Raw genomic sequence first — 16,977 nt, 5'->3', positions numbered from 1 at the left:
ATGCAGACCAAGCTGGACGAAGCCAAGGCCGAGCTGCTCGAGAGGGCCGCCCGGGTAGCTGAGAACAGCCCGGTCGGGGGGCAGCTACCGACTGGGACGACGAGCGAGAGTATGTCCGGCGCCCCGGACCACGACACCGTGCTCGCGTTCCTCCAGCGCTACTACCTGCACACCGCCCCGGAGGACCTGGGCGACCGCGACCCGGTCGACGTCTTCGGAGCCGCCCTTTCCCACTACCGGCTGGCCGAGAACCGCCCTCAGGGAACGGCCAGTGTGCGGGTCCACACGCCCACGGTGGAGGAGAACGGCTGGACGTGCAGCCACTCCGTCGTCGAGGTCGTCACGGACGACATGCCGTTCCTCGTCGACTCCGTGACCAATGAGCTGTCACGGCAGGGGCGGGGGATCCATGTCGTCATCCATCCGCAGGTCGTCGTACGGCGCGATGTGACCGGCAAGCTCGTCGAGCTGATCATCGAGCCGACGGCCGTCGCCGCGGCCACCGCCTCGGTCGCCGCGGGCGAGACGCTGCCGCACGACGCGCACATCGAGTCCTGGATCCACGTCGAGATCGACCGTGAGACCGACCGGTCCGATCTGAAGCAGATCACCAATGATCTCCTGCGTGTGCTGTCCGACGTGCGGGAGGCCGTCGAGGACTGGGAGAAGATGCGGGACGCGGCGATGCGTATCGCCGACGGACTGCCCACCGAGCCCACCGCCGACGACCTGCGCGACCAGGAGGTCGAGGAGGCCCGCGAGCTGCTGCGCTGGCTCGCCGACGACCACTTCACCTTCCTGGGGTACCGGGAGTACGAGCTGCGCGGGGACGACTCGCTGGCCGCCGTCGCCGGGACCGGGCTCGGCATCCTGCGCGCCGATCCGCATCACTCCGGGCGCGACCAGCACCCCGTCAGCTCCTCCTTCGAGCGGCTGCCCGCCGACGCCCGCGCCAAGGCCCGTGAGCACAATCTGCTCGTCCTGACGAAGGCCAACAGCCGCGCCACCGTGCACCGGCCCTCCTACCTCGACTACGTGGGCGTCAAGAAGTTCGACGCCGAGGGGAACGTCGTCGGTGAGCGGCGGTTCCTCGGCCTGTTCTCCTCGGCCGCCTACACCGAGTCCGTACGCCGGGTGCCCGTCATCCGGCGCAAGGTGGACGAGGTGCTGCAAGGGGCCGGATTCTCGCCCAACAGCCACGACGGGCGCGATCTGCTCCAGATCCTGGAGACGTACCCGCGCGACGAGCTGTTCCAGACGCCCGTCGACGAGCTGCGGTCCATCGTCACCTCCGTGCTCTACCTGCAAGAGCGCCGCCGGCTGCGGCTGTATCTGCGACAGGACGAGTACGGGCGCTACTACTCCGCCCTCGTCTACCTGCCGCGCGACCGCTACACCACCGGCGTACGCCTGAGGATCATCGACATCCTCAAGGAGGAACTCGGCGGCACCAGCGTCGACTTCACCGCCTGGAACACCGAGTCGATCCTCTCCCGGCTGCACTTCGTGGTCCGCGTCCCGCAGGGCACCGAGCTGCCGCAGCTGACCGACGCCGACAAGGAGCGCGTCGAGGCCCGGCTGGTGGAGGCCGCCCGCTCCTGGGCCGACGGCTTCGCCGAGGCGCTCACCGCCGAACTCGGCGAGGAACGCGCCGCCGAACTGCTGCGCCGCTACAACAACGCCTTCCCCGAGGGCTACAAGGCCGACCACAACCCCCGCGCCGCCGTCGCCGACCTCGTCCGGCTCGAACAGCTCGAACAGGATGAGGACTTCGGGCTCAGCCTGTACGAGCCCGTGGGCGCCGCGCCCGACGAGCGCCGGTTCAAGATCTACCGCAAGGGCGCGTCCGTCTCCCTCTCCGCCGTGCTCCCGGTGCTCAACCGGCTCGGCGTCGAGGTCATCGACGAGCGGCCGTACGAGCTGCGCTGCGCGGACCGTACGACGGGGTGGATCTACGACTTCGGGCTGCGCATGCCCAAGTCGAAGACCGGCGGGGACTTCCATGGGGACGACGCGCGGGAGCGGGTGCAGGAGGCCTTCGCGGCGACCTGGACCGGGCAGGCCGAGAACGACGGGTTCAACGCGCTCGTGCTGAGCGCCGGGCTCACCTGGCGGCAGGCCATGGTGCTGCGCGCGTACGCCAAGTACCTGCGGCAGGCCGGGTCCACGTTCAGCCAGGACTACATGGAGGACACCCTCCGCAACAACGTCCACACCACCCGGTTGCTCGTGTCGCTGTTCGAGGCGCGGATGTCGCCCGACCGGCAGCGGGCCGGGCGGGAGATCGTCGACGCGCTCCTCGAAGAGGTCGACGCGGCGCTCGACCAGGTGGCCTCGCTGGACGAGGACCGGATCCTGCGGTCCTTCCTGACCGTCATCAAGGCGACGCTGCGCACCAACTTCTTCCAGGAGGCGGCCGGCGGCAGGCCGCACGACTACGTCTCCATGAAGTTCGACCCGCAGGCCATCCCCGACCTGCCGGCGCCGCGCCCGGCGTTCGAGATCTGGGTGTACTCGCCGCGCGTCGAGGGCGTGCACCTCAGGTTCGGCAAGGTCGCCCGCGGTGGTCTGCGCTGGTCCGACCGGCGGGAGGACTTCCGGACCGAGATCCTCGGCCTGGTCAAGGCGCAGATGGTGAAGAACACCGTCATCGTGCCCGTCGGCGCCAAGGGCGGCTTCGTCGCCAAGCACCTGCCGGACCCGTCCGTGGACCGGGACGCCTGGCTCGCCGAGGGCATCCGCAGCTACAAGACCTTCATCTCCGCGCTGCTCGACATCACCGACAACATGGTTGCGGGCGAGGTCACGCCGCCCGCCGACGTCGTACGGCACGACGAGGACGACACCTACCTCGTCGTCGCCGCCGACAAGGGCACCGCGACCTTCTCCGACATCGCCAACGAGGTCGCCCAGAGCTACAACTTCTGGCTCGGGGACGCCTTCGCCTCCGGCGGCAGCGCCGGCTACGACCACAAGGGCATGGGCATCACCGCCCGCGGCGCCTGGGAGTCCGTCAAGCGGCACTTCCGGGAGCTGGGCGTGGACACGCAGACCCAGGACTTCACGGTCGTCGGCATCGGTGACATGTCCGGTGACGTGTTCGGCAACGGCATGCTGCTCAGCGAGCACATCCGTCTCGTCGCCGCCTTCGACCACCGGCACATCTTCATCGACCCCCACCCGGACGCGGCCACCTCCTACGCCGAGCGCCGCCGCATCTTCGAACTCCCGCGCAGCTCCTGGGAGGACTACAACGCCGAGCTGATCTCGGCCGGCGGCGGCGTCTTCCCGCGCACCGCCAAGGCGATCCCGGTCAACCACCACATCCGGGACGCCCTCGGCATCGAGGAGAAGATCTCCAAGATGACGCCGGCCGACCTGATGAAGGCGATCCTCAAGGCGCCGGTCGACCTGCTGTGGAACGGCGGCATCGGGACGTACGTCAAGGCCGGCACGGAGTCGCACGCCGACGTCGGCGACAAGGCCAACGACGCCATCCGCGTCGACGGCGGTGATCTGCGCGTCCAGGTCGTCGGCGAGGGCGGCAACCTCGGACTCACCCAGCTGGGCCGGATCGAGTTCGCGCAGAACGGGGGCCGCGTCAACACCGACGCCATCGACAACAGCGCGGGCGTGGACACCTCCGACCACGAGGTGAACATCAAGATCCTCCTCAACGGCCTCGTCGCGGAAGGCGACATGACCGTCAAGCAGCGCAACAAACTGCTCGCCGAGATGACCGACGAGGTCGGCCGTCTCGTCCTGCGCAACAACTACGCGCAGAACACGGCCATCGCCAACGCCCTCGCCCAGTCCAAGGACATGCTCCACGCCCAGCAGCGCTTCATGCGCCATCTGGTCAGGGAGGGCCACCTCGACCGCGCGCTCGAGTTCCTGCCCAGCGAACGGCAGATCCGTGAGCGCCTCACCACCGGGCACGGCCTCACCGGCCCCGAGACGGCCGTACTCCTCGCGTACACGAAGATCACCGTCGCCGAGGAGCTGCTGCACACCTCGCTGCCCGACGACGCCTATCTGCGGCGCCTGCTGCACACGTACTTCCCGACGGCGCTGCGCGAGCAGTTCCCCGAGCACATCGACAGCCACCCGCTGGCCCGTGAGATCGTCACGACCCTGCTGGTCAACGACACCGTCAACACGGGCGGTACGAGCTTCCTGCACCGGCTGCGGGAGGAGACCGGGGCCTCGCTGGAGGAGATCGTCCGGGCGCAGACCGCGTCCCGCGCGATCTTCGGGTCGGGCGCGGTGTGGGACGCGGTCGAGGGCCTCGACAACAAGGTCGCCGCCGACGTCCAGACCCGGATCCGGCTGCACTCCCGCCGCCTCGTCGAACGCGGTACGCGCTGGCTGCTCAACAACCGGCCGCAGCCGCTGCAGCTCACCGAGACCATCGCGTTCTTCTCCGAGGGCGTGAACCAGGTCTGGGGCGAGCTGCCCAAGCTGCTGCGCGGCGCGGACCTGGAGTGGTACCAGAAGATCTACGACGAGCTGACGGCCGCCGGCGTCCCCGACGAGCTGGCGACACGTGTCTCCGGGTTCTCCTCCGCCTTCCCGGCGCTCGACGTGGTCTCGGTCGCCGACCGCATGGACAAGGAACCGCTGGCCGTCGCCGAGGTCTACTACGACCTCGCCGACCGGCTGCGCATCGCCCAGCTCATGGACCGCATCATCGAGCTGCCGCGCGCCGACCGCTGGCAGTCCATGGCCCGCGCGGCGATCCGCGAGGACCTGTACGCCGCCCACTCGGCACTCACCGCCGACGTCCTCGCCGCCGGGAACGGCACGTCCACACCCGAGCAGCGCTTCAAGGTGTGGGAGCAGAAGAACGCGGCGATCCTCGGCCGGGCGCGGATCACCCTGGAGGAGATCCAGGGCTCCGACGCGTTCGACCTGGCGAACCTGTCGGTGGCGATGCGGACGATGCGGACGCTGCTGCGCAGCCACTCGTAGGGATACGGCAACGGGGGCGCCCCAAGATCTTGGGGCGCCCCCGTTCGTGTGCGTCGCCGGGTTACTCGGTGACCTTCCAGATGGTCAACTTGCCCTCGACGGTGGGTACTTCCCAGCTGTACTCGCCCGGGGTCAGCGCGGTGATCTCGTACATCGCGAGGTTTCCGGACTTGGTGAACGTGCAGAGCCTGTCGCCCTTGTCGATCTCCGTCTCCGCGCCGAAGTACTTGGAGTCCAGGGTCTCGGGCAGGGCGTCCGTCCCCGTGCCCTCGGCGCACTCCTGGGGGGTGGCGCCCCCGCTCTTGCCCACCGTGTTCTCGAAGTACCAGTGGCTGTTGTCGAGGTACATGTCCCGCACGTTGTCGAGCATTTCGGCCTTGATGTCGACCTCCGGTTTGTCGAGGTCGACGTAGACGTAGTCCGAGCCGGTGGGGGTGCGGAGGGTGAAGGACTTGTTCTCGAAGAGCGGCGTGTACGTCGCGTTCTCGGGCACGGTGGGGGATTCGCTCGGGTCTGTCCCCTCGCCCCCGCCGCCCTGCCCGCCGGAGCCGGAGCCGGAGCCGGAGTCGGACTCCGGCTCGGACTCGGTGGGGGTCGGGCTCGGTGTCGAGGACGCTTTGCCGTCGCCCGCGGTGTCGGTGCTGTTGCTGTCCTTGTTCTTCTTGTTCAGCACCCATACCGCGGCCGCCGCGCCCGAGCCGGCCACGAGGACGAGGACGAGGGCGATGAGGGCCACCTTGAGGCCGCGGCGGCTCTTCTTGGGGGCCGCCGGGGCCGGGGCAGGGGCCTGGGGGGTGAGGTTGTACGTGTGGGGTGCGGGCGGCGGGTAGCCGTAGCCCGCGGCTGCCGGGCCCTGGGGGGCCGGGCCGAAACCGGTCGGCGGGGCCGCCTGGGGTACGCCCTGGGTGGTGCCCGTCGCCGGGTCCTGCGGGGGCGCGGTGGGCTGCGCCGGGGGAGTGGTGGGGGGCGGCGCGGTCGGCATCTGGGGTGCCGTCGGCTGGGGCGGGGTCTGGGCGGACTGCTCGCGGCGGGTGATCTCGGCGGTGAGCGGGGCCGGGAGCCAGCCTGTGAAGTCGCTGAGGCCTCGGCCCGCCGACTCCTGGCAGAGCGCGGCCAGTTCCTCCGTGCCGATGCGCTCCGCCGGATCGGCGGTCAGACAACGCTCCAGCAGGGGGCGCAACGTGTCGTCGTAGCCGTCCAGTTTCGGCGGGCGCTGGGCGGTGTTGGCGATCTGCGCGGCGATCGTGATGGCGCCGCCGTCGCCGTACGGGTGGCGTCCGGTGGCGGCGACCGCCGCGATCAGGCCGAGCGAGAAGACGTCGGTCGCCGGGGTGACCGTCTCACCGAGGGCGTGCTCAGGCGACATGTACTGCGGGGTGCCGATCAGGCCGCCGGACTGGGTGAGTTGGGTGGCGTCGGCGGCGCGGGCGATGCCGAAGTCGATGACGTACGGGCCCTGGGAGCCCAGCAGGATGTTGCTGGGCTTGAGGTCGCGGTGGATGACGCCGGCCGAGTGGATCGACGTCAGGGCGCGGGCCGCGCAGCCGACCAGCTGGAAGACGGCGGGCAGAGGGAGCGGGCCGAAGGCGACGAGGGCGTCGTGCAGGGGGATGCCGGCGATGAACGCCGAGGCCAGCCAGGGGAGTTCGCCGGTGGTGTCGTGGTCGACGACCGGGACGATGTGGTAGCCCTGCACGCGGCGGGCCGCCTGGACCTCCTGCTCGAAGCGGCGGCGGAAGTCCGGGTCCTGGCCGTACTCGCGGCGGATGACCTTCAGTGCGACCGGCTGGCCGCCGCGGGTGTGGGACAGGTAGACCGTGCCCATGCCGCCTTCGCCGATACGGGCGGTCAGCTGGTAGCCGGCGGTTTCTCGCGGGTCCTGTGGCCCCAGAGGGCTCAGGATGTCGCCAGTGCTGGTGGTAATGAGAACCTCCCCCGATGCAAGTGCCCTGATTTTATACGCCGCTTATGACAGTTGGGCCTGGTGGTGCGGTTCCACGGGGGTGCTTGCGGTGCGTTTGTATGTGCGGATGGGTGGGGCTTGTCGCGCCCACGCGGCGGAGCCGTAGATTGATACAGCCCCGCGCCCCTGAAAAACTGGGGGCGCCCCCTGGCTTTCAAGGGGCGCGGGGAACTGCGCGAGCAACCACGAATGACCCGCAGTCGCCACGGAACCCTGACCGGCCGAGCTCTGTCGCGCACGGCTACGGTTCCCGTCGTACCCTCCGCTGCCACTCCTCGTCCCGCACCGTGATCGGGGCCGTCGCCGGGACCTTCCGTACCGTCGGGGCGTCCGCCAGGTGGGGTGGGACCGGGGCCGTGGGGGCCTCCGACAAGGACAGCGCGCGGAAGGCCGTCTCGATGATGGCGACACTGGTCGCCACCGGCCCCGGCAGCCACGCGGTGAAGTCGCGGACGTCCCGGCGGGCCGCTCCCGCGCAGTGTTCGGCGATGGCGGCGGCCGTGGGGCGGGCGGCCGGGTCGGGGGTGAGGCAGCGGCGGATGACGTCGAGGAGGGGGCGTTCGACGCCGTCGAGGGTGGGCGGGGTGACGTCGGTGGCGGCGATGCGGGTGGCGATGGCGAGGGGGTTGCCCCGGCCGTACGGGTGCCGTCCGGTGGCGGCGACCGCCGCGATCAGGCCGAGCGCGAAGACGTCGGACGCGGAGGTGACCCGGCGGCCGAGGGCGTGCTCGGGGGACATGTAGCGCGGGGTGCCGATCAGACGTCCGGCCGTGGTGAGCGTGGCGGAGCCGGCCGCGCGGGCGATGCCGAAGTCGAGCAGCCACGGCCCGTCGGCGGCGAGCAGGAGGTTGGCGGGCTTGACGTCGCGGTGGATCACCCCGGCGGTGTGCACGGCGTCGAGGGCGTACGCGGCGCAGGCCAGCAGTTGGAGGACGGCGGGCATGGGGAGCGGGCCGTGGGTCTCGAGGACCTGGTCGAGGGGGACGCCGGGGACGTAGCGGGTGGCCAGCCAGGGGCGCTCCGCCCCCGCGTCGTGGTCGACGATCGGCACCAGGTGGTAGCCGGAGACCCGGCGCCCGGCCGCCACCTCGCGGGCGAAGCGCTCACGGAAGGCCGGGCTGTCGGCGTACTCGGCACGGACCAGCTTCAGCGCGACCGGCTGGCCGCCCCGGCTGCGGGAGAGGTAGACCGTGCCCATGCCGCCCTCGCCGATGCGGGCGTACAACGGGTACCCGGCGATCTCCCGCGGATCCTCCGCCCGCAGTGCCTCAGGCACGACCCCGCGCATCCCCCGGCCCCCCTCCGCTCACAGTCGTATCCGGAGCGTATCGCGGGCGCGGCGGGCCCGTGGATCCCGCGATGCCACCGAAGGAACCCGTACGCGCCCACGGGCATCTATCAAAGTAGACCCCAAGCCCCTCACGGCTTATGGAGGGGTGAAGCAGGGATGAACAGAACTAATGGGGTGAATGTCGGCGTGGATCAGCGACCTGCCATGTCCGTCGTCGTGATCGTCTACAACGACGAGGCCAGGCTGCCCACCGCCGTACGGTCGGTGCTGGAGCAGACGCTGCGGAGCGTCGAGGTCGTGATCGTCGACGACCACAGCACGGACGGCTCGTACGAGACGGCCCGGCGCCTCGCCGCCGAGCACCCCGAGCGCGTACGGGCGTACCGGCTCCCCGAGAACAGCGGCGGCTGCGGCGCGCCCCGGAACCACGGCATCCTGCGGACGCGGGGCGAGTACGTCCTCTTCCTCGACAGCGACGACGTCCTGGAGCGCAACGCCTGCCGGAACATGCTGGAGGCCGCCGAGAGCACCGGCGCCGATCTGGTCTCCGGCCTCTGCGTCCGCGTCCACGTGGACACGCGCACGCGTAAGGAGGTCAAGTGGTACCCGTGGCTGTACGCCCGCACCCGTACCCTCGACTCGATCTCCGAACTCCCCGACCTGCTGGTCTACGACACCCTGTCGACCAACAAGTGCTACCGCCGGGACTTCCTCATCGACAACGGTCTGGAATTCCCCGTGGGCATCCACTACGAGGACCTCTTCTTCTCCGCCCAGGCGTACGCGGCCGCCCGCCGGATCACGCTCATCCCGAACCGGGTCTACGACTGGAACGTCGTTCAGAACACAGAGTCGCCCGCCGCCAAGTCGATCAGCAACCGGCGGGCCGAGATCGCCAACTTCGCGCACCGCATGGAGATCCACCGCAGGGTCGACCGGCTGCTCGCCGACCGGGACATGGGGGCGCTGAAGTTCCACAAGGACGTCAAGTTCCTCAAGCACGACCTGGTGCTGCACCTGCGTGATCTGCCCCTCCGGGACGCCGCCTACCGTCAGGAGTTCGCCGCGCTCGCCCGCGCCTACCTGGCGTCGATCGACCCGGCCGCGTACGACGAGGTCGAGCCCATCCACGCGATCTGCGCGTATCTCCTGCGGCAGAGCGACTGGGCCAACCTGCTGCCCGCCGTGGACACGCTCACCAACCGCGACAAGGTCTCCGCCCCGCTCGTCGAACGCGACGGACGGATCTACTGGTGCGACGCCGGGCACCTGGAGGATCCCTTCGCCCGCCGGATCCTCGATGTCACCGAATTCGGCTATCACGCCCGCCCCGTCGAAAAGCTGTTCCTCCGCAACGAACTGACCGAGTACCGGCAGGAGGAGGGCGGCGGCGTCATCCGCCTCGCCGGCCGCGTCACCAACCCCCTCGGCGTCATCCCGCCCGCCGCCCGGCTGACCGCCGAGCTGGAGTTCTACGCCCGCCGTCCGGGCGTACGCTTCCAGACCTTCCGCGTCCCGGTGCCGGCGGTGCGCCACGAGGGCCCGTACGTGAGCTGGCAGGCCACGGCGAATGTGTCGAAGACCCTCCGACCGCTCGGCGTCGTGGACGCCATGTGGGACGTACGCCTCCACCTCGATGTCGACGGAAAGCGCACCACCAGCCGTCTCACCGCCGCCGAACCGGACCTGGCCACCGGGGAGCTGCCGGTTCGCCCCCGTCTGACCCGTCTGATCGCCGACCGCATCGCACCGCAGATCTCCGCCCGCGGCCACCTCGCCTTCCGCCTCGTCCCCGACAAGAAGGCGAACGTCCTCGTCACCCAGGGCCTCCGGGGCACCCCCGGCCGCCTGGCCAAGTCCGGCTACCGCAAGGCGAAGGCGCTCCGCAAGAGGGCCACCTCCGGGGACACCAAAATCCGCCTTTACCATGAGGTTTTCCAGCGGATGCCGGTGCACAGGCGCCTGGTGGTCTTCGAGAGCCACCTCGGCCGGCAGTACAGCGACAGCCCCCGGGCGATCTACGAGGAGATGCGCCGCCAGGGCCTCGACTTCGAAGCGGTGTGGTCGTACGCGGGCAAGCCCGACGGCTTCCCCTCCGACGCCACCCTCGTACGCCGCTGGTCCCTGCCCTACCTACGCGCGCTGGCCCGCGCCGAGTTCTGGATCGACAACCAGAGCTACCCGCTGAAGCTGACCAAGCGCCCCGGCACGACCTACCTCCAGACCTGGCACGGCTCCGCGCTCAAGCGGATGGGCTTCGACGAGCCCGGCTGGAAACTCAAGTCCCGCGCCGAGCAGGCGGAACAGCAGCGCACCCTGGACCGTTTCGACCACTTCCTGATCCGCTCGGAGCACGACGTCGTTACGTTGGCGAAGGCCTTCCGGCTGAGCGAGAAGACGCTGCTGCGGGTGGGCTACCCGCGCAACGACGAACTGGTGCGGGCGAGGGACCTTCACGGTGCGGCCGAACGCCCGCCGCTCGCAGCCGAGTTGGGAATCCCGGCCGACAAGAAGGTCCTGCTCTACGCCCCCACCTTCCGCCAGCACGGTCAACGCCGTTTCTCGCTCCCCTTCGACGTGGAACGCTTCGCGGAGAGGTTCGGCGACGAGTACGTCCTCCTCGTCCGCGCCCACTACCTCAACCACGTCGTACTCCCGCCCTCCGTCCGAGGCCGGGTCATCGACGTGTCCGCACACCACGACGTGACCCCCGTCCTGGCCCTGGCCGACGCGCTGATCACCGACTACTCGTCCGTGATGTTCGACTACGCCCTGCTGGACCGCCCGATGCTCTTCTTCACGTACGACTACGAGGAGTACGTGCACGAGGGCCGAGGCACGTACTTCGACCTCTTGGAACGGGCGCCGGGCCCGGTGGTACGCACGGAGGACGAACTGCACGCCCTGCTGGCGGCGTCGACGCTGGAGGAACAGTCGGTCAAGTACGCGTCCGCCCGCGAGCGCTTCGTCGCGGACTTCGGCGAGTACGACAAGGGCACGGCGGCGCGACGGATCGTGGACGAGTTCTTCTCCGAGTGGAGGCGCAAGTGACCGGCGTGGAGGCGCGAGTGACCGGCGTGGAGGCGCGAGTGACCGGCGTGGAGGCGCGAGTGACCGGCGGGCAGCGGGACATCTTCCTGGTCTCCAACAGCGTGGACGAGATGGGCGGTGTGACCAGCTGGTCGCACCACATGGCCCGGCTCTTCACCGAGCGCGGCCACCGCGTCCACGTCATCGGCATCACCACCCCCGAGGACCCGCACGACCTCGGCGAACTGCCCTACCCCACGACGAGGTTGTACGACGGCCAGCCGCCGGCCCCCGGCCGGGCGCGGGACGCGAGCATGCGCGACCGGGCGGCCCGACTGACCCGGCTCTTCGTCGCCGCACGCCCCGGCGGGGTGGTCATCGTGACCCAGGTGTGGGCGATGGAGTGGGTGAAGCTCGCCGACACAACCGGCCTGACCGTCATCGGCATGAGCCACGAGTCCTACGAGACGTCCAAGGCGAGCTCCCGCTTCCGGCGCGTCCTCAAGCACTACCGCGACGTCGACCGCATGCTCGTCCTCACCCGCGAGGACGCCGACCGCTGGATCACCGAGGGCCTCGACAACACCTCGTTCATCCCGAACGCCGTCCCCTGGCTCCCCGACACCCCGTCCCCCCGCACCGAGAAGTCCGTCATCAGCATCGGCCGCCTCAGCGACGAGAAGGGCGTCGACATGCTCCTCGACACCTGGTCCGAGGTGGCCCCACGCCACCCCGACTGGACCCTCAAGATCTACGGCTCGGGCGAGGACGAGGAACTGCTGCGCAAGCAGTGCACGGCACTGGGCCTCGACGCCTCGGTGCGCTGGATGGGCCGCACGAACGATGTACCGGGCGCACTGCGCGCAGGCTCGGTCTTCGCCCTGTCGTCGAGGGGCGAGGGCTTCCCCCTCGCCCTCATGGAAGCCATGGCCATGGCAGTCCCCTGCGCGGCCTTCGACTGCGCACCGGGCGTCCACGAGATCATCGACGACGGCGAGGACGGCCTCCTGGCCCGCCCCGGCAACACGGCCGAACTGGCCCGCAAACTGGACCAGTTGATGTCGGACAGGGCGCTGCGGGACAGGATGGGGGAGAGGGCGCGGGAGAACATCCGGCGGTACGGGGCGGACGAGATCACGGACAGCTGGGAGCGCCTTTTCACGTTCCTGGAGAGGTGAGGACGAGCTCAGGCGAGGCGCCCTACCTCTTCCCGCCCGTGAACTTCTCGTACTCCTTCAGCACGTCCTCCGTAGCCCCGTCCATCCGCAGCTCTCCCCTCTCCAGCCACAACACGCGATCACACGTATCCCGGATCGACTTGTTGTTGTGGCTGACAAGGAACACGGTCCCCGCGTTCTTCCGAAGCTCACGAATCCGTGCCTCCGACCGCTTCCGGAACGACGCGTCGCCGGTCGCCAACGCCTCGTCGATCAGCAGCACGTCGTGATCCTTGGCCGCGGCGATGGAGAACCGCAGCCGCGCAGCCATCCCGGAGGAGTACGTCCGCATGGGCAGCGTGATGAAGTCCCCCTTCTCGTTGATCCCGGAGAAGTCGACGATCTCCTGATACCGCTCCTTGACCTGCTCCCGGGACATCCCCATCGCGAGCCCTCCGAGATGGACGTTGCGCTCACCGGTGAGGTCGTTCATCAGCGCGGCGTTGACGCCGAGGAGAGAGGGCTGACCGTCCGTGTAGATACGGCCGTTCTCGACGGGGAGCAGCCCGGCGACGGCCTTGAGCAGCGTGGACTTGCCGGACCCGTTCGTGCCGATGAGGCCGATCGCCTCGCCCCGGTACGCGGTGAAGGAGACGTTCCGCACGGCGTGCACCTTGCGCACGCCGGCGGCCTTCTCGGCCTTCTTCCGCCGCAGGATGCGGTTGAGCGCGGCGGTGGCGCTGCCGCGCCCCGCCCCGGTGCCGTTGACGCGGTAGACGATGTCGACGCCGTCTACGACGACGGTGGGGATGATCTCAGCCACGGCCGTACGTCTCCTCAGCCTTCCAGAAGTAGATGAACCCGCCGATGCCCGCGAGGAGCGCCCAGCCGAGGGCCGCGGCCCATACGTGCGGCGGCAGCTGGTGCGCCTCGAAGCTGTCGATGAGCGCGAACCGCATGAGGTCGATGTAGAGGACGGCCGGGTTGTACTCCAGCAGGACGTGCACGAACCGCGGCAGATCACGGTCGGCGAGGATCTTGTCCAGGCTGAACATCACGCCGGACGCGTACATCCACGTCCGCAGCACGAACGGCATCAGCTGCGCGATGTCGGGGGTCTTGGCGCCGACGCGCGCCATGACCATCGCGACGCCGGCGTTGAACATGAACTGCAGCGTCAGCGCGGGCACGATCAGCAGCCAGGACGCGGCGACCGGCACCCCGAACGCGAGCAGGATCACGACCAGGGCGGCCATGGAGAACAGCAGTTGCTGAAGCTGTTGCAGGCAGTACGACAGGGGGAGCGAGGCCCGGGGGAAGTGCAGGGCGCGGACGAGGCCGAGGCTGCCGGATATGGCCCGGGTGCCGGCCATGATCGAGCTCTGCGTGAACGTCCACACGAACACGCCGGTGACCAGGAACGGGACGTAGTCCGGCACACCGTGCTTGGTGCCCATGAGGACGCCGAAGATGAGGTAGTAGACCGCCGCGTTGAGCAGCGGGTTCACGATCTGCCAGACCTGGCCGAGCTTCGCCTGGCTGTACTGCGCGGTCAGCTTCGCCGTGGCGAAGGCGGTGATGAAGTGCCGCCGGGCCCACAACCGCCGTACGTACTCGCGCAGGGTGGGGCGGGCCCCGCTGACGCTGAGGCCGTACCGCGCGGCGAGCTGCGCGGGGGACTCGGCGGGCGTCGTGGCGGGGCCGGTCTTCGTGGTCGGTGGCGGTGTGTGGAGGACCTGGCTCACATCCGCTGCTTTCGGTAGTGGGGGGTGGTCCCGCGTGCTCGGCGGCGTCTCACGCCTCGTCGCACCGCTCTTGTACTGCTCCTGCCTTGCCCTTACGTCGGGACGGGACCGTATCGTCGCAACGTGAGCGTAAGCCGATTCGACGTCGGAACGCAACCGTTTCGTCGTAACGCTCTATGCTGGTGGGCATGACGACGAACGCCGACGCCGGTAAGGGGGCCGAGGCGGGAGCCGGGGCCGGGGCGGGGGCCGAGCGCACTCCGCCGCGCCGTCGCCGGGCGCCCGCCGGGGCGGCCGTGCTGCGCGAGGACGTGACGGAGGCGATCCGGGCGGCCGTTTTCGAGGAACTGGCCGCCGTCGGCTATGCGCGGATGTCCATCGAGGGCATCGCGCGGCGGGCGGGCGTCGGCAAGACCGCGGTGTACCGCCGCTGGCGGTCCAAGCTCCACCTGGTCCTCGACCTGGTCTCGGCGGTGGCGGTGCAGGGTCTCCCGCTGCCGGACACGGGCTCGCTGGAGGGCGACTTGCGGCTCCTGTACGAGGTCACGTCCCGCGCCCTGCGCCATCCCGTCGCCGGGCAGATCATCCCCGACCTCCAGGCCGAGGCCGCGCGCAATCCCGAGATCGCCGAGGCCATGCAGAAGGCGCTGCGGGAGGGCCAGCAGAGCGTGGCGACGGGGATCGTGGCGGCGGCCGTCGCGCGCGGCGAGGTCCGGGAGGGCGTCGACGAGGACCTGGCGCTGGACCTGATCTCCGGCCCGCTGTACTGGCGGTCGGTGGTCGTACGGGCACCGAAGCTGCCGAAGGGCTACCTGGAGAGCCTGACCCGGGCTACGGCGGCGGGGTTGCGGGCGCTGTAGCGCTGGCGTAGCTGCGGGCAGTCGTGCCGCTGGGTCGATGGGGGTCCCCCGCTGGAACGAAGCCGAGAGCGGGGGGGAGGGCGGGCGCAGCGGTACCTCGTAGCGCCGAGTTGCGCACCCCGCCCCCGCCCAGCTCCGGCGCCGGGCACCCGAACCCAGCCCCTCGAGCTGGGCTCTACTTGGACTCCACCCGTCCGAGCGCGTCGGCGTCGGCCGCCAGCGCCTCACTCGCCGTCCGCCAAGCAGGGTCCCCGGGGTACAACTCCGAGCGGAGATAGGCCCACGTGAGGCGCTGTACCACGGACACCCGCTCAGGGCTCTCGTCCGTCGTCTCGGCGACGTCGTAGCCGGAGACTCCCCCGAGGCCGTGCTCCGCGTCGAACAGGGTGAGCAGGGACTTGGGGCCGGGGGAGAGGACGTACGGATCGGTGAACCACTCCGGACCCCGAACCGTCAGGTGGGACGCGTCCCTGTCGCCGACGACCACGAGCGTGGGCGTCGTCATCTTGGAGAAGTCCATGGTCGAGAGGAAGGGAAGGCCCTCGGCAGCGGACTCGGTGAGGGAGTCGCCACCCCCGCCGGGCGCGGCGAGCAGGACACCCGCCTTGATCCGGGGCTCGGTCAGGTCCACTTCCGTACCGTCGTCCGGATCGGTGAGCCGGGCGCCCAGCAGCAGGCTCGCGGTGTGCCCGCCCATCGAGTGCCCGGCGACGGCGGCCCTGCCGTGGTCCAGGCGTCCGGCGAGCTGCGGGACGGCGGCCTCGATCGCGTCGAGCCGGCCGAGGACGAACGACATGTCCTCGGCCCGCGACCGCCAGAACATCGGCGCACCCGGAGTGTCGGGGTCCAGGCTCAGGGACCTCGAACTCAGGTGGGTGGGCTGGACGACGACGAAGCCGTGCGCCGCCCAGAAGTTGGCGAGGGGGGCGTAGCCGTTCAGGGAGGAGAGGTGGTTCGAGTAGCCCTGGCCGTGCGAGAGGAGGATGACCGGCAGGTCGTCCCCGGTCACGGGCGCGGACACTCGCAGCTCCAGGTCCACGGCCCGGTCGAGAGCCGGCAGCACGACCGGACTGACCGAGAGGACGGGAGAGGGTGAGCCTAAGGTGGCGGCAGGGTGAGTCGATGCGCGCATGATGAGTTGCCCTTCAAAGCGGAGCACTGTTCCGCTAAAACATACGGAACACTGTTCCGCTTAGTCAACGGTCGCCGGATCGCCGGATCGCCGGATCGCCGGATCGCTGAATCGCTGGATCCCTGAATCGCCGGAGGAAGTACGCAGTGCCCACAACAGGCCAGTCCGAGTCCGAGGAGAAGCCCACCCGAGGCAAACGGGCCGACGCGGTGCGCAACCAGCGGGTGCTGCTCGCTGCCGCCGCCGAGGTGTTCGTCACCTCGGGCGTCGACGCGCCCATCCGTGAGATCGCGTGCCAAGCGGGCGTCGGCGTGGGGACGATCTACCGTCACTTCCCCACCCGGGCGGATCTCGTCGTCGCCGTCTACCGCCACCAGGTCGAGGCCTGCGCCGAGGCCGGACCCACCCTGCTGGCCGGCACCGACTCCCCGTTCGCCGCCCTCCGTCAATGGGCCGACCTCTTCGTCGACTTCCTCGTCACGAAGCACGGTCTGGCGGGCGCCCTGCAATCCGACAGCAGCGGCTTCGAAGCGCTCCACGCCTACTTCCTCGACCGCCTGGTCCCCGTCTGCGCCCAACTGCTGGACGCCGCTGTCGCAGTCGACGAGATCACCCCCGGCACACAGCCCTACGAACTGATGCGCGCCATCGGCAACCTCTGCATCGGCCACGACCCCCACTACGACCCCCGCCGCATGGTCGAACTACTCCTCCGGGGGCTTCGGAACCCGCGGCCGTAGGGCCGGCACTCCTCACAGGCGGGACGGCGGGCGATTGGCAGATCTGTCCCGCTCGCGGCCTCGGAGAAACCTTTCGGCGGCCGCCGGA

At 70.1% G+C, this 16,977-nt stretch carries 10 protein-coding genes; 5 read left to right on the top strand and 5 right to left on the bottom strand.

The window, feature by feature from the left end; genetic code table 11:
* The gene (locus CES90_RS27820; RefSeq protein WP_189786853.1) at window positions 1-4,971 is read left to right on the top strand and encodes an NAD-glutamate dehydrogenase; all 4,971 of its coding nucleotides are present in this window, start codon (window positions 1-3) and stop codon (window positions 4,969-4,971) included.
* A gap of 61 nt (window positions 4,972-5,032) precedes the next feature.
* On the opposite strand, the gene CES90_RS27815 is transcribed toward CES90_RS27820, so the two are convergent.
* Together CES90_RS27815 and CES90_RS27810 are read right to left on the bottom strand one after the other, a co-directional pair.
* Window positions 5,033-6,823, bottom strand: coding sequence for a serine/threonine-protein kinase (locus CES90_RS27815; RefSeq protein WP_268257053.1), 1,791 nt, complete (start codon window positions 6,821-6,823; stop codon window positions 5,033-5,035).
* 352 nt (window positions 6,824-7,175) lie between these two features.
* Window positions 7,176-8,210 carry a serine/threonine-protein kinase gene (locus CES90_RS27810; RefSeq protein WP_229914285.1) on the bottom strand — a complete coding sequence of 345 codons (1,035 nt, stop codon included), beginning with the start codon at window positions 8,208-8,210 and terminating at the stop codon, window positions 7,176-7,178.
* Between the two features lie 171 nt (window positions 8,211-8,381).
* On the opposite strand from CES90_RS27810, the gene CES90_RS27805 reads away from it, so the two are divergent.
* Window positions 8,382-11,276 (top strand): bifunctional glycosyltransferase/CDP-glycerol:glycerophosphate glycerophosphotransferase, encoded by a 2,895-nt coding sequence (locus CES90_RS27805; protein ID WP_189786850.1) that lies wholly within the window; start codon window positions 8,382-8,384, stop codon window positions 11,274-11,276.
* A gap of 110 nt (window positions 11,277-11,386) precedes the next feature.
* The gene (locus CES90_RS27800; RefSeq protein WP_229914289.1) at window positions 11,387-12,433 is read left to right on the top strand and encodes a glycosyltransferase; all 1,047 of its coding nucleotides are present in this window, start codon (window positions 11,387-11,389) and stop codon (window positions 12,431-12,433) included.
* A gap of 22 nt (window positions 12,434-12,455) precedes the next feature.
* Here CES90_RS27800 and CES90_RS27795 read toward each other — a convergent pair whose 3' ends face one another.
* Together CES90_RS27795 and CES90_RS27790 are read right to left on the bottom strand one after the other, a co-directional pair.
* Window positions 12,456-13,235, bottom strand: a complete 780-nt coding sequence (locus CES90_RS27795; RefSeq protein WP_189786849.1) for an ABC transporter ATP-binding protein — start codon at window positions 13,233-13,235, stop codon at window positions 12,456-12,458.
* Window positions 13,228-14,157: an ABC transporter permease gene (locus CES90_RS27790; protein WP_189786848.1), complete on the bottom strand. Its 930-nt coding sequence runs from the start codon at window positions 14,155-14,157 to the stop codon at window positions 13,228-13,230. The genes CES90_RS27795 and CES90_RS27790 overlap by 8 nt, the downstream gene beginning before the upstream one ends.
* Before the next feature lie 188 nt (window positions 14,158-14,345).
* Here CES90_RS27790 and CES90_RS27785 point away from each other — a divergent pair, with 188 nt between their 5' ends.
* Window positions 14,346-15,017: a TetR/AcrR family transcriptional regulator gene (locus CES90_RS27785; RefSeq protein ID WP_373313558.1), complete on the top strand. Its 672-nt coding sequence runs from the start codon at window positions 14,346-14,348 to the stop codon at window positions 15,015-15,017.
* Window positions 15,018-15,192: 175 nt separating this feature from the next.
* Here the strand turns inward: CES90_RS27785 and CES90_RS27780 are convergent, their stop codons facing one another.
* Entirely contained in the window at window positions 15,193-16,149 is a 957-nt protein-coding gene (locus tag CES90_RS27780) for an alpha/beta hydrolase family protein (protein WP_189786846.1), read from the bottom strand.
* Between the two features lie 146 nt (window positions 16,150-16,295).
* Between CES90_RS27780 and CES90_RS27775 the strand changes: the two genes are divergently transcribed.
* Window positions 16,296-16,889, top strand: a complete 594-nt coding sequence (locus tag CES90_RS27775) for a TetR/AcrR family transcriptional regulator (protein ID WP_189786845.1) — start codon at window positions 16,296-16,298, stop codon at window positions 16,887-16,889.
* The last annotated feature ends 88 nt before the right edge of the window (window positions 16,890-16,977 follow it).

Origin of the sequence: Streptomyces capitiformicae, from assembly GCF_002214185.1 — a bacterium.
GTDB lineage: Bacteria > Actinomycetota > Actinomycetes > Streptomycetales > Streptomycetaceae > Streptomyces > Streptomyces capitiformicae.
This window is presented reverse-complemented; position numbering and strand designations above follow the sequence as displayed.